The 13,292-nt window shown below is 35.4% G+C and carries 13 protein-coding genes; all 13 read right to left on the bottom strand.

Annotated elements, in window-relative coordinates; all coding sequences use genetic code 11:
* Nucleotide 1 precedes the first annotated feature (1 nt).
* The 13 genes from K9L86_03005 to K9L86_02945 all read right to left on the bottom strand — a co-directional run bounded on the left by K9L86_03005 (nucleotide 2) and on the right by K9L86_02945 (nucleotide 13,246).
* Entirely contained in the window at nucleotides 2-1,261 is a 1,260-nt protein-coding gene (locus tag K9L86_03005; GenBank protein MCF7907830.1) for an O-antigen ligase family protein, read from the bottom strand.
* Complete coding sequence (locus K9L86_03000) at nucleotides 1,258-2,100, bottom strand: MBL fold metallo-hydrolase (GenBank protein ID MCF7907829.1); 843 nt, start codon at nucleotides 2,098-2,100, stop codon at nucleotides 1,258-1,260. The genes K9L86_03005 and K9L86_03000 overlap by 4 nt, the downstream gene beginning before the upstream one ends.
* Nucleotides 2,097-2,543, bottom strand: a complete 447-nt coding sequence (locus K9L86_02995; GenBank protein ID MCF7907828.1) for a VanZ family protein — start codon at nucleotides 2,541-2,543, stop codon at nucleotides 2,097-2,099. Before K9L86_02995 ends, K9L86_03000 begins: the two co-directional genes overlap by 4 nt.
* Before the next feature lie 82 nt (nucleotides 2,544-2,625).
* Nucleotides 2,626-4,041 carry a sugar transferase gene (locus K9L86_02990; protein MCF7907827.1) on the bottom strand — a complete coding sequence of 472 codons (1,416 nt, stop codon included), beginning with the start codon at nucleotides 4,039-4,041 and terminating at the stop codon, nucleotides 2,626-2,628.
* A complete protein-coding gene (locus tag K9L86_02985) occupies nucleotides 4,038-4,742 on the bottom strand; it encodes a glycosyltransferase family 2 protein (GenBank protein MCF7907826.1) in 705 nt (234 codons plus the stop codon). Before K9L86_02985 ends, K9L86_02990 begins: the two co-directional genes overlap by 4 nt.
* A complete protein-coding gene (gene rfbH, locus K9L86_02980; GenBank protein MCF7907825.1) occupies nucleotides 4,739-6,049 on the bottom strand; it encodes a lipopolysaccharide biosynthesis protein RfbH in 1,311 nt (436 codons plus the stop codon). Before rfbH ends, K9L86_02985 begins: the two co-directional genes overlap by 4 nt.
* Nucleotides 6,049-6,993 carry an NAD(P)-dependent oxidoreductase gene (locus tag K9L86_02975; GenBank protein ID MCF7907824.1) on the bottom strand — a complete coding sequence of 315 codons (945 nt, stop codon included), beginning with the start codon at nucleotides 6,991-6,993 and terminating at the stop codon, nucleotides 6,049-6,051. Before K9L86_02975 ends, rfbH begins: the two co-directional genes overlap by 1 nt.
* 13 nt (nucleotides 6,994-7,006) lie before the next feature.
* Nucleotides 7,007-8,788, bottom strand: coding sequence for a thiamine pyrophosphate-binding protein (locus tag K9L86_02970; GenBank protein ID MCF7907823.1), 1,782 nt, complete (start codon nucleotides 8,786-8,788; stop codon nucleotides 7,007-7,009).
* A 13-nt stretch (nucleotides 8,789-8,801) separates the two neighbouring features.
* Complete coding sequence (dmpG, locus tag K9L86_02965; protein MCF7907822.1) at nucleotides 8,802-9,854, bottom strand: 4-hydroxy-2-oxovalerate aldolase; 1,053 nt, start codon at nucleotides 9,852-9,854, stop codon at nucleotides 8,802-8,804.
* Nucleotides 9,851-10,735 carry an acetaldehyde dehydrogenase (acetylating) gene (locus K9L86_02960; GenBank protein ID MCF7907821.1) on the bottom strand — a complete coding sequence of 295 codons (885 nt, stop codon included), beginning with the start codon at nucleotides 10,733-10,735 and terminating at the stop codon, nucleotides 9,851-9,853. Before K9L86_02960 ends, dmpG begins: the two co-directional genes overlap by 4 nt.
* An 11-nt stretch (nucleotides 10,736-10,746) precedes the next feature.
* On the bottom strand, nucleotides 10,747-11,487 hold the full coding sequence (locus K9L86_02955; GenBank protein MCF7907820.1) for an MBL fold metallo-hydrolase: 741 nt from the start codon (nucleotides 11,485-11,487) through the stop codon (nucleotides 10,747-10,749).
* Nucleotides 11,484-12,467 carry a GDP-mannose 4,6-dehydratase gene (locus K9L86_02950; GenBank protein ID MCF7907819.1) on the bottom strand — a complete coding sequence of 328 codons (984 nt, stop codon included), beginning with the start codon at nucleotides 12,465-12,467 and terminating at the stop codon, nucleotides 11,484-11,486. The genes K9L86_02955 and K9L86_02950 overlap by 4 nt, the downstream gene beginning before the upstream one ends.
* The gene (locus tag K9L86_02945) at nucleotides 12,461-13,246 is read right to left on the bottom strand and encodes an NTP transferase domain-containing protein (GenBank protein MCF7907818.1); all 786 of its coding nucleotides are present in this window, start codon (nucleotides 13,244-13,246) and stop codon (nucleotides 12,461-12,463) included. The genes K9L86_02950 and K9L86_02945 overlap by 7 nt, the downstream gene beginning before the upstream one ends.
* Between the last annotated feature and the right edge of the window lie 46 nt (nucleotides 13,247-13,292).

The following is a 13,292-nucleotide window of genomic DNA, read 5'->3' as shown; positions in this document are numbered from 1 at the left end:
TTTAATTTCTAGTAATTACCTTTGGCGACTCTTTTGTAATACACACTCCAAGAAACGAAACAAGCAACCAAAATAAAATCGATAACTTTAATGAATAGAATTGGGTATCAAAAAAAGAATGAATTAAAAAGGCAACTAAGGCTAATAATATTCCTAAAAGCAAAAAGTCTCCACTCTTTCTTGTCCTACGATAGCCTTTCTTTAATAACTCTCCCAAAAACCAAAAAAACGACAACAATCCAAATATTCCCATTTCAGCCAGAATTTGCAAGTAACAGTTATGGGCATACAGAGGGCTTGCAAAGCCTAGGCCGCTCATACCTCGATATTGATAGCTATTCATATAATCCATGAATAACCCTGGGCCTCTTCCTAGTAACGGGGATTCCTTAAACATAAGCATCGCTGTTTTCCATATAAAAAATCTACCAGCATCACCGCCAACTTGGAAAATACTCACAAGCCTACCGTTAAACCCTGGAATTAAGAATAAAGTACCCGCAAGAATGGCCAAAATAAATAAAGATAATGCTATCCTTCTTTTACTAAAAAAAATAATTATTGAAAAAAAGCTAACGACTATTAAAGCTAGCCAAGCTCCTCGCGAAAGTGTAAATAACAAATTAACTAATAGCACCGAGAATAAACAAAAAATAAATAATCTTCGAATAATTTTTTTTTCGTCAAGAAAAAATCCTAAAGTCAAAAAAAATATAACTGTTAGATAACTAGAAAAATCATTATAATGAAGAAAAGTAGACCTAACCGCAGCGATTCCGGAATTACTTGATAAAATGGACAGGTTGAAATTTCTTATAAAACCAGAATAAAATATTTTTTGATATATGCCATTGATGCAAATCAAAAAAGCAGAACAGAAAAATACTACTAATAAATATTTTATATGTTCCTTTTTTATAAAAACTTGAGCAAAATAAAATAGTAAAAATCCCTCACCCCATTTAAAGAACCAAGCATTAAAACTTTTACCAATTAAAGACCCTGTGGCTAACATTGATATTCCGGCAATGCAATAAAAAACCAATAACGACAAATTTACCCTATTGGCAAAAAACTCTCTTATTGCTCTTAGGGTCGGCCGCTTAAAAAAACATCTGGTTATGAAGCATAAGTAAATAAACCCAAAACAAGACTCAATCGCAGCATTAGAAATAGGAAGAAAAAATATTAAAACTGCAAAGAAAAAAACAGCAATCCTATCGATTATATCTACTATCTTCATTTTTTGGCTTTCAGTCAAAACTCCTCCTTAACTAAAAATTCCCCTTTAGAATTTACTTCAATAACTATAGTTCCACTTTTATCAGTTCGATAAATTACGGCTTTTTCTTTTTTTAGGCGCTCTAAAACCTCTAATGAAGGATAACCGCGAAGATTATCCTTGTTAACACTAATTATGGCCACATCAGCTGATACCGCCCCTAAAAACTGCTCTGAAGACGCATCACGAAAACCGTGATGACCAACTTTTAGAATATCGGCTCCCAAAACTTCTCCTCTTTTAAGAAGTTCTCGCTCAGCCTCAATAGTCGCATCAGCCATTAAAAGGCATCTAAAATCTTTATATTTTATCATAATCACTAAAGAATTAATATTAAAATCAGACCCTAGCGATAGATCCCGAGGCCATAGCACCTTAAAGCTTACCTCACCAGTTAAAAGTCCATCGCCAGCCGTTAAAACTCGATATCTGCTATCCTCTCTTACTAAATCCGCATACCAACGATAGACATCTTGCTCTTTAGCCAGATTCAATAAATCCTCTCCGCTATCATAAGTATTCTCTATCTGAAACTCTTGAGTTACGAAAAAACTGCCGCCAATATGATCAAGATGAGGATGAGTAAAGATAAGATGATCTATTTTTTCAACTTTATTCTTTTTTAGATATTTCGACAACTTAAATCCACTAATTAAATTTCCAGCATCAATTAAGACTACTTCGCCGCCGGGCGTTTCGATAAAAATGGAATTACCTTCTCCGACATCAATAAAATGAATTTCTAATTGCTGATCAGCGAAAACAGAAAAAGAAAAAACGAAAAATGTGAACAAAAAGAAAAATAGAGACTTTCTCATCTTGCGCCTCTGAAAATTAAAAATGACAGCACCCCCCAAAGACCCCCTAAACAATTCAAAAAAATATCCCAGCCTTGAAAATAACGATAGGGTAGTACCGCCTGAAATCCTTCATCTAGAACGCCCACAGCAAAGGTAAAAACTAAAGCTAAAATAACTCCTTTAGATTTTTTATCTTTACTCCAAGTATCTTTAAAAGCTAGCCAACCTAAAACTGCAAACTCAAATAAATGAATTTTTTCCTCAGCTATCTCTATCTGCCAAACTAATAATAAACTAACAGCTGTTAGTCCAACAAGAAAAAAACCTCTCCCTAAGCTCGGTATTTTCTTTATTGCAAAAACTACAAAAACTAATCCGACAGCTAGTAAAATTAAGCTTATTAAAGTTCTAAACCCAAATTCTCCAATATTAGCCTTAACAAAATTCATCACCTGACGCATGAATGAACTAGAAACTAAGATAAATATTGCGAAAAAAATGGTCGGTTTGGAAAAAATAAATCTTTTGCAGAGATTACGCAGATTAATAGGCTCCTCTTCCTTTTAAAACTACTGGAATTGTCCACCAAAGAATCAAAAAATCCAGCCGAAAAGACCAGTTGTTCACATACCAAAGGTCCCATTTAATCCAACGGTAAACCGAAAGGTCTGAACGGCCTCTAATCTGGGCTAAACCGGTTATTCCCGGGCGCACCGTCAACCGCTGGAGATGTTCATACTGAAATTTATCGCTTTCTTCTACCGGAAAAGGCCGCGGCCCAACCAAACTCATATCACCCTTTAAAACATTAAATATTTGAGGTAATTCATCTAGGCTATAGCGGCGCAAAAACTTACCTACCGAAGTAACTCGCGGATCTTTTTTCATCTTAAAAATAAGGTTGCCTTTAGATTCATTTTTACTCAAAAGATCGGCTTTTTGCTTATCGGCGTCTTGACCCATAGAGCGAAATTTATAAAAACTAAATATTTTCCCTTTAAAACCAGAGCGCTTACGAATATAAAAAACCGGACCTTTTGAATCTATTTTTATTAATATTGAAACTATTAAAAAAACCGGTAACAATAAAATCAGCAAAATTAAAGACACTAAAATATCAAATAACCGCTTTAAAGCAAACTCTGCCGGATGGTGCTTCCTCTCTTTATAAGTAAGTAAAGGAATTAACCCAAGATTAGTTATCTCTACCACCGGAAGCGGTTCTTCAAAACTATCAGGAATGATTCTTAAACCCAAGTTCATCTTCTGGGCCTGTTTGATTAGTTCTGAAACAGCTTTCCTTTCCGAAGGAATAGATATAATTACTTCATCAATAAAGTACTTCTTGGCCACAGAAATAAAGTTACTCAGGGTTCCCAAAATCGGTAAGTCGCTAACTGCCTTGACTTTACTATCATCAAGAAATCCTGAAATTTTAAATCCCCAATAAGGATTTTTGTAAATTTCTGCAGCAATACTCTCACCAATCTTTCCAGCGCCGACAATTAAAACATTTACATTTTTGAATCCCTGAGATATTAACTTTCGTAAAACTAATCTTTTAAGCGCTCTCCATCCAGATAACAAGACACAAAGCAAAACAAAGTTGCTAAAGAATATTTCACGAGAGAAAAACTGATACTTAGTAAAAAATATCAATCCGGCCACAAAAATACTAACATATAAAATATTTATTGATACTCGGAAAGCTTCTTTAGGAATACTCAGCGAGCGATCAGTAGCGTAGAAACCTTTTCGATTTAAGGTAATAATTATAAATAAACCCCAAAGTATAAATATCACTACATATTCTTCAAAATTCGGCAGTTTAATATTTAAACTAGAGGATATCTGCGAAGAGCCATACTTTAACAGGTAAGGTATAAAAAAACTTAAAACGATAAAAAACACATCAGTTAAAATATAAAAAGGATAGATTTTTCTCGAAGAATGAATCATGATTTATTTTTTCTAGATAGCCTCACTTTAATCATAGCTAACAAAGCAGGAATAAAATCCCAAGGCTTAATAGTTTTACCTTGCTTTGCTGACCGAGGCTTATAATAAATAGGCACTTCAGCTATTCTACAACCAACTTCACACAACCTGCTGACTAACTCAAACTCAAAAGCTTGGCCGTTAGAACTAATAGCTAGTTTTTTAAAAATATCTGCTTTAATAAGCTTCGGAGCAATAATATCCGTGAAATTTCTTCCATACCACTTATTGATAAGATACGTTGCCACGATTGTTGCGGCATAGTATGGTCTTTCTTTAATAATTACTAATTTTGAAATATTCTTTCTATCAGCAATACGCGACCCAAAAACAGCATCTAAATTATTTTGCTCCATTTTTTTAATCATTTTAAAAACATCATTCATCCTATACTCTAAATCAGCGCAAGGGCTATAACAACAATCGCCGGTTGCCATTTCAACACCAAGCTTAACTGATTGCCCGACACCAAAATTCTTAGGTTGAAATACAATCTGTAAAGTTTTATCGCCTAACCCTTCTAGAATCTGTTTCGTGCCATCACTAGAGCAATTATCAATAACAATTATCTCTTTATCGATATCTAACTGCCTGGCTTCCTCTATGGCTGCCAGGATAGTAGCCTTCTCATTAAAGCAAGTTATGATTACCGAAAGCTTCATAATTTCTTAAAAAAGTATGAGAATATTTTTGCTATATAATCAAGCTTATCTTTGGTGATGCCTGGGTACACACCAATCCAAAAAAGATTGTCCATAACTAAGTTAGTATTATTTAAGCTTCCGGAAACTCTATATTTTATGCCTTGATAAGCCGGTTGCTTAGTTAAATTTCCTCCGAATAACATACGAGTAGCAATTTTATTTTTCTCTAGGTACCTTACTAGCTCAATCCGCTTAAAAGGCGCATCAGATTTTATCAAAACAGGAAATCCAAACCAGCTAACCTTAGACTTATTGCTAACTTTAGGAAAAGCAATATACTTATCATATTGTGATAAATTTTTATAAAGATAGTCAAAGTTTTTTCTGCGAATAGAAATAAAGTTCTTAAGTTTCTTAAGTTGTGCTAAACCAATTGCTGCCTGCATATCAGTAATTTTTAAATTATAACCAATATGTGAATATATATACTTGTGATCATACCCTAAGGGGAGCTTACCCTGCTTTTTAGAAAACCGCTTACCACAACTATTATCCCGGCCTGGTTCACAAAAACAATCACGGCCCCAATCGCGTAAAGAAAGAATTATCTTGCGAAGTAAAGGGTCATTGGTTAAAACCGCTCCGCCCTCTCCCATAGTGATATGATGGCTGGCATAAAAACTACAAGTTGAAATTTGACCAAAACTGCCGGTATATTTATCATTATATTTAGAACCTAGACTGTCGCAATTATCTTCGATAAAAAATAAATTATGCTTTTTAACTATTTTCATAATTGCATCTAGTTCAACCGGGTTACCTAAGGTATGAGCAACAAAAATAGCCTTTGTTTTCTTAGAAATTGCTCGCTCTATTTTAGTAACATCAATATTATAGGTACCCAACTCCAAATCAACAAAAACCGGAACAAGATTATTTTGTAAAATTGGATTTAAAGTTGTCGGGAATCCGCAAGCAGTGGTAATAACTTCATCGCCTGCCTTCAAACTTCGTTTCTTTAATAACGGTGACTTTAACGCTGAAATAGCTAAAAGATTGGCCGAAGAACCGGAATTTGTTAACATGCAATGTTTAATTCCTAAAAATCTTGCTAACTCCTTCTCAAACTCACAAGCGAATCGTCCAGAAGTTAACCAAAAATCTAAAGAAGCATCAACTGAATTGATGAGTTCTTCATGGTCAAAAATACGCCCAGCATAGTTAATATAAGTTTCGCCGGGAACAAATTTAGACTTTGGACTTTTGACTTGAAAGTCCTTCACCTTTTTAAGGATTTGTTTTCGCAATAACTTCTGGTTATTCATTACTGTTGGCTATCTATGTGACAATACTTAATATATTCATCTTTGGTAATTTTGGCTTTATTAATTTTATTCAAATTAGATTTATACCAAAGATACAACTCCTTTATTGCTTGGTCAAAAGGAGTAAAGTCAAAATTACCGATTTCTTTTAAAAGTCTTGAATTATCGGCACTATACTCGGTATTCAAACCTTCATGTTTAACAATTATCTCCGACTGCTTTTCGGAAACTTTATTAATTTCTTTAGCTATCGTTACCAAGTCAATTGTTTGGCCTCTAGCAGCGTTATAAAACTTTTGTTTAGGCATTTTATCTATAAAATACTCAACTATCTTTAAAAAATCGTTTATATACAAATAATCAAAATAAATATTTTGATTTATGGTGATTGGTAAACCTAATAAATTTTTAACAATAGCATTAGATATAAATTTAAACTCATAATCTTCGTGCTTTCCAAAAACTCCGAAAAGACGCAAATTTACTATTTTCTCAGAACTTTCTATATACTTAGAACATACGTATTTTGAAAAACCGTAGCTATCTTCCGGTATGTGTTCATCGAAATAATCTTCTTTCATCTTGGGCTTATAATAGGCTCTGGCATACTCTGCGCCGCTACCAAAAAATACCATTCGAGTGTCTTTATTCATTGCACCGACTAGATTAAAAAACATCGCTAAATTTTTATATACCACATCAGTACGATCTTGATCGTAGGCAGTTTTACGTGATCCCCCAATATTAGCACAATGAATAATAAGATCTATTGATTTACTCTTAATAAACGAAATAACCACTTGAGAATCAAGCAGTTCTAACTCATTATGATAGGGAGAAAAAACAGTATAATTGTTTGAAAGGTTAGCTTTGAAATGTTCAACAATATTTTTTCCAATGAATCCACGAGCACCAGTAACTAGTACGTTTTTTTTCTTAATCAAAATTTGTCCTTTATTATTCAAAAAGCATGTTTTGTTTTAATTCTTTTTTACTCAAAAACGGGTACATATCTTCATAGGGTTTTGAAACCAATGTTCCATCGGGCTTTTTTTCTGAAGAAACTCGAGGAATAAGTAATTGCCACTCAGGAGTCATTACATCGCAAACCACCGGGCCGGGATATTCAATTACTTCTTTAATTTTTTCACTAAGCCCTTTAACTGAATCTATGCGGACACCTTTAATCCCATAGGCCTCGGCTATCCTTAAAGAATCCGGACACCAAACACCGCTATCCGGCCCTTCACCGCAAAAACGACTATTCATGTAGTTCTTCTGTGTATGCCTTATTAAAAGATAACCGTTGTTATTGAAAATAATAACTTTAATCGGAAAATTGTAATGTTTAATTGTTGCTAATTCCTGTAAATTCATCTGTAAGCTACCATCACCGGTAATAACAATCGTATTCTTTCGATTGTTGGCCTCGCAAACCCCCAAAACTGCAGCCCAATAACCCATCGAAGAAAGACCCCCAGTAGTAAGAAAACGTTGCCCGGTTTTAATCTTCCAAGCCTGACAAGCCACATGAAAACAAGAACCAGTATCAACCAAAACCATTACCTCAGAAGGTGTAACCTGAGATAGCTTTTCAGTAAAATAATAAGAATTGACTGGTTTCTCCTTCTCATAAGACGGCAAAACTACCGGATAGTTCTTTTTCCAATCATTACATTGTTTAATCCATTGACTAAAATCGCCAACTGAAACCGAAACTAGCTGCCGCTGGATTTCTTTAAAAAAATCTTTTACATCAGCATGAATTCGCAAATTTATTTCAACGCCGATCTTATTTAGCTCTTTTTTATCAATATCAACAGCTATTTTATAAGCCTGTTTACCAAAGTTTTTAGAATCATAGCCAACTAATGCTGTTGCTAAGCGCGAGCCAACAGCCACTATAACATCAGCATTCTGAATTGCAAAGTTAGCTGCTCGCTCACCATAAATTCCTGGACGACCGACATAAAGACGATGATCACTATTAATTAAATCTATTCCCAGACGCGAGGTTAATACCGGAATCGCTAATCTTTCAAGAACTTGATAAAACTGATCAACCGCACCGCCCAAGCGAACACCCTGGCCAACTAAAAATATTGGCCGCTTAGCTTTGGAAATTGTCGTCAATAACAGCTCAACACTATCTGTTAGCTCATCGGGAAGATAAGCCTCAAGCGGTGGTTCAAACTCTTCTAATAAGCGATCGGGAACCTCCATCTTTTGCACATCAATCGGAACATCGATCCAAACCGGGCCAGGACGCCCAGTAGTTGCATAATAATAAGCTTTTTGAAGATAAAATAAAATTTTTGCTGGATCATCAACAGTAACAAAATACTTAGTAATATTCTGAACTATTGGCTTAATGTAAATTCCTTGAATTCCATACTGTCGAATATTAGTTTCTTCTTGATACTGTACATATGATAAAGATGATTGGCCGGAAATAACCATCATTGGTGATGAATCTGTCCAGCCTCCGGCTACCGCATTTACAATATTCATACTGCCCGGCCCGGCAGTAACTAAAGCTACTCCTAATTTTTGAGTTACTCGCCCATAAGCTTCAGCTGCCATCCCAGCTGCCTGTTCATGATGTGTACAAACAACTTCTATTTCTTTTTGACGTCCAACAGCATCAACCAAAAACATAGCTTGGCCGCCGGAAACCATAAAAACATTTCTTACGCCTTTATCGACTAAAAAATTAAAAATGTAATCGGCCACTCTCATTGTCTACTCCTTATTAAGAAAGTGATTCTATCTGATAGCTGTCTTTCTGGCCAGTTTTCTTCTGAGCTAAATACATTGCCACGTCAACAATATAATCTTCCTGCCCGGCTACCATTTTTCTTTTTCCTAACTCCATAAAAATATCTCGCGGATCAACGCCAAATCGCTTAGCTGCTTTCTCAACATGTTTAGAAAAACCCGAAAAAACCCCAGTTATTCCGCTAATTAGGCTAATTGAGCTCACACCTTGAGATTTCTCACTCAATTTAGTTACTACTTCATCACCAACATCCATCAATTTATATAAATCTAGACCTGTCTTTACGCCAATTTTATAGAGCAATCCTGCTAAAACTTCAATTTGACAATTCCCGGCCCCAGCCCCAAAACCCCTAACTGTTCCATCAATAATTGTAGCCCCAGCTTTAATTGCACTGTATGAATTAGCAATCGCTAAACCTAAATTATTATGAGCATGGAATCCAACTTGACAATCAAGATTCTTAACTAGTAGGCCAACCCGCTCTGAAACCATCTCCGGATGAGAAGCTCCGGCAGAATCCATTAAAATAACACCCAATGCGCCATAATCTTGCATTTTGTGAGCTTCTTCGGATAAACGTTCGGCTGAAGCCATATGCTGCATCATTAAAACCCCATAAGCGGCTTTGCCTCGTTTTCTTACGTATTCGATATGTTGACGAGTAACATTAGCCTCGGTACAATGAGAAGCAACACAAACTAAATCAACCCCTTGATCAATTGCCGGAGCAAGATCATCCTTAATTGTACCAAAACCAGGAATCAAAAAAACTCCCAATTTCGTAGCTTTAAGATTCTTGCGAGCAGTTACAATCATCTCTGTATCAGAAAGAGCCGACAACCCTACCTGCAAAGATGAGGCACTTAGACCATTTCCATGGCCGACAATAATTGTATGTAACCCTGAGTCATCTGCATACTTACAATATTGCTTAATCTGGGAAGCTTTCAGCTGATGGCTAATTGCATGAGACCCATCGCGCAAAGTAGAATCAAAGAATAAAATCTTTTTCCTTTTTTTCATAAAGGCACTTTGCCTCTTATCTTTTTTTGAGCAAAACTTTCCGCAATATTCACAGCAGCGCAGGTAATAATATCTAAGTTGCCGGAATATTTAGGAAGAAAATCGCCCAAACCCACCACCTCAATCATAACCGTTACCCGATTGCCCTCGGCCACTGGACCCACAGTTACTTTATAACCAGGAACATATTTTTGAACCTTGTTAACAATATCATTTATTGCCGCAGTCATTTTTTTGATCTTTGGCTTAGTAATCTGGGCATAAATGGTATTGTGCATTAAAACTGGTGGTTCAGCCGGATTTAAAATAATAATTGCCTTTGCCCGAGGAACTCCGGTAAAATTTAAAATAGCATCACCGGTAGTCTGAGTAAACTCATCAATATTATCTCTAGTCCCAAGGCCCGCGGATTTAGAAGCAATACTTGCTACAACTTCTATATATTCGGTCTCCGGATGCACCCTCATAATTGCATGAGCTATTGGAATAGCTGCTTGACCGCCGCAAGTAACCAAATTCACATTATTTTCATCTAAACATTGGTTCATGTTAATAACCGGTATACACATCTTGCCAACTTTTGAAGGCGTTAAGTCTATAGCGATCTTACCTAATTTCTTTAAAATTGGTGCGTGATATTGATGAGCTTTAGCTGAGGTTGCGTCAAAGACTATATCGCAAATATTATGATTTCTCTGAATGGCTTTTATTGATTGATCGGAAATGGGTACGCCAAGCAACCTTGCTCTTTGCATGCCCCGTGAATCTAGACGCCGGCCAGTAAAAAGAACACATTCTAAAATTGACGAACGCTGGATCTTAATTAAAAGATCAGTACCAATATTTCCAGTACCAATTATAGCTACGGGTGTTTTCTTCATTATTTAAAGCTTTATAAATTAACTACTTGTCCGTCACTGGCCGCAAAAGTATTCCCAAATATCTCTTTTGCTTGTGCCTTAGCCATATTGCGTTGCTTTTCAGTTTTAAATAAGGAAGCATTAAAATGAACTAAAAATAATTTTTTTACTTGGGATTTCTTAGCAACCTTAGCTGCATCCTGAGCCGTTAAATGAGGCCAATCCTTTTCCTTTTTTCCGGCAGTCGCCGAGCATTCAGTAATAAATAAATCAGAATCCCTAGCTAACTTATATAAATTACTGCAAATTCCGGTATCGGTGCAATAAACAATTGTTTTGCCTTCCAAATTAAACCGATAGCCGTAACATAATGAAGGATGAAGCAGCTTGCCAAACTCAACCTTAAAAGGAAAACGTACTTCTTTTTTAATTTGATTAACGATAACCTTTGTTTTTAACTTAGAAATTGGCGCTGTATAAGGATAATTTACTATTTGTGATAAGTATTTCTTTACTCCCGGTGGTCCGTAAAGCTTAATCCCCTGAGAAAAGTTACCTAGCAATAAGGTATGAAGTCCAATAATGTGGTCGAGATGAAAATGGCTTAAGAAAAGATAAATTGGCTTCTTTTTCTTTATATATTGACCAATTTTGTAAAAACCGCCTCCGGCATCGAGAATAATATATTCTTTTTTAGTTTCAATAAGAATACAAAGAGTATTTCCGGTATCAGTATCGTACCATCCATTTGTTCCTAAAAAATTTATCTTCATTTGCTTAGATTATCTTTATACCACTGGTAAGTTTTCTCCAAAGCCTTATCTAGCTTCAGCTTTGGTTTCCAGCCAAGAACTCTAGCAGCCTTCCTAGATGAAAGATATTGATGCTTAATTTCATATTTCGCCTGTTTTAAGATTTTATAGTTAGATCTTCTGTCAGCTAATTTATAAATCAACTTTACCAAAGCTAAAACTGAAAGCGGCTGCTCGGCGCTAAAATTAAAAGCCTGGCCAAATAGTTTTAACTTTTTAGATTTTTGAGCTAAGTTTATATATCCGGCTACAATATCATCAACATATACATAATCACGAGTGAACTTTCCATCACTACGAATAACCAAAGTTTTATTTCTAATTACCGAACGTAAGGTTTCAGGAACAATTCTGGAAAAATTGAAGTCTCCCGGACCAAAAATGTTACCACAGCGAGTTATCACTACCGGCGCTCCATAGGTATTATGATAAGCATGAGCAATTAAGTCAGCACATGACTTCGAAACATCATAGGGATGCAAACCGCAAAGCGCACTATCTTCTTTATAAGGAAGCTTAGAATGACTTCCGTAGGCTTTATCGCTTGAAGCTACAACTATTGCTTTGGCTATTTTTGTTTGCCGCCAAGCTTCTAAAATATTCCAAGTTCCCTTAATATTGGTCGAAAATCCTTTGACTGGTCTTTTTAGACACTCGCCAACTAAAGCCTCTGCAGCGAGATGAAAAATAACCTCTATTTTATCATTCCTTAAAATCCTCTTTACTAAAGATAAATTATCAACATTTCCTTTAATTATCTTTATCTTGGCTAATTCTTTTTGAGTAAGGATTGTATCTTTTCTTCTAGTCAAAATATCCAAACCCGATATCTTTGCACCAAAGTTTAGCAGAACTTTAGCAAGATTAGATCCTAAGAATCCTTCATAGCCCGTAATCAAGACTCTTTTGCCTTTCCAAAATTTTACTTGCGTATTCACCATACTTTCCAAGGAGGATTAGAAGAATTCCATAAACCCTCCAATATTTCTAATTCCCGATTAGTGTCAACACATTGCCAAAAACCATTATGCTCATATATTCCTAACTGCTTGTCATTCACCATATTAGGCAAAGTTTCTGCCTCCAATATCAAATCTTTTCCAGATCTAAAATATTTTCCTAAAACTTTTCTATCAAAAACCATAAACCCGCCATTATAAGAACCAAAGCTTACATTTGGCTTCTCTGCGAAAGAAGAAATAATCTTACCTTTTGTCTCTATTTCGCCAAAACGGCCTGAAGGATGAACTCCAGTTATTGTGCCAAGTAAACCCGATTTTTTATGAACTTCTATTAAAGATTTGATGTCGATATTGCCAACACCGTCACCATAAGTTACACAAAACATATCACAATCTTCTAAATATTTGCGTGCATTCCAAATTCTTGCTCCGGTTTGTGATTCTTCGCCTGTTTCTACAAGCGAGATTTTCCAATCTAACTTTTCATGATGGTTTTGGCCATAAATTATTGAATTTTCTTTATCTAACTTCAACACTACATCAAAAACCTTAGCTTGATAATTTAAAAAAAACTCTTTTATCGCCCACCCTTTATAACCAAGGCATAAAACGAAATCTTTTATCCCATAATGAGCGTAAATTTTCATTATATGCCAAAGCAAGGGCATATTGCCCACCGGAAGCATTGACTTAGGTAAAACTTCTGAGGCATCTCTAATTCTTGTCCCTCTTCCTCCACATAATATTACTGCTTTCATTTACTAACCTCCTAAACTTTAGCCTTTAAAGCTTTCTTCATGTTTA

This window comes from Candidatus Omnitrophota bacterium, assembly GCA_021735655.1.
In the GTDB taxonomy this organism is placed as follows: domain Bacteria; phylum Omnitrophota; class Gorgyraeia; order Duberdicusellales; family 4484-171; genus JAHKAJ01.
The sequence above is the reverse complement of the archived record's forward strand: the minus strand, read 5'-3'. Positions and strand labels throughout refer to the sequence as shown.

Excerpts from the sequence above, each read along its gene's own strand:
- K9L86_03000 (MCF7907829.1), bottom strand. The coding sequence starts at position 2,100 with ATGAGAAAGTCTCTATTTTTCTTTTTGTTCACATTTTTCGTTTTTTCT.
- K9L86_02995 (MCF7907828.1), bottom strand. The coding sequence starts at position 2,543 with ATGCGTCAGGTGATGAATTTTGTTAAGGCTAATATTGGAGAATTTGGG.
- K9L86_02990 (MCF7907827.1), bottom strand. The coding sequence starts at position 4,041 with ATGATTCATTCTTCGAGAAAAATCTATCCTTTTTATATTTTAACTGAT.
- K9L86_02985 (MCF7907826.1), bottom strand. The coding sequence starts at position 4,742 with ATGAAGCTTTCGGTAATCATAACTTGCTTTAATGAGAAGGCTACTATC.
- rfbH (MCF7907825.1), bottom strand. The coding sequence starts at position 6,049 with ATGAATAACCAGAAGTTATTGCGAAAACAAATCCTTAAAAAGGTGAAG.
- K9L86_02970 (MCF7907823.1), bottom strand. The coding sequence starts at position 8,788 with ATGAGAGTGGCCGATTACATTTTTAATTTTTTAGTCGATAAAGGCGTA.
- dmpG (MCF7907822.1), bottom strand. The coding sequence starts at position 9,854 with ATGAAAAAAAGGAAAAAGATTTTATTCTTTGATTCTACTTTGCGCGAT.
- K9L86_02960 (MCF7907821.1), bottom strand. The coding sequence starts at position 10,735 with ATGAAGAAAACACCCGTAGCTATAATTGGTACTGGAAATATTGGTACT.
- K9L86_02955 (MCF7907820.1), bottom strand. The coding sequence starts at position 11,487 with ATGAAGATAAATTTTTTAGGAACAAATGGATGGTACGATACTGATACC.
- K9L86_02950 (MCF7907819.1), bottom strand. The coding sequence starts at position 12,467 with ATGGTGAATACGCAAGTAAAATTTTGGAAAGGCAAAAGAGTCTTGATT.
- K9L86_02945 (MCF7907818.1), bottom strand. The coding sequence starts at position 13,246 with ATGAAAGCAGTAATATTATGTGGAGGAAGAGGGACAAGAATTAGAGAT.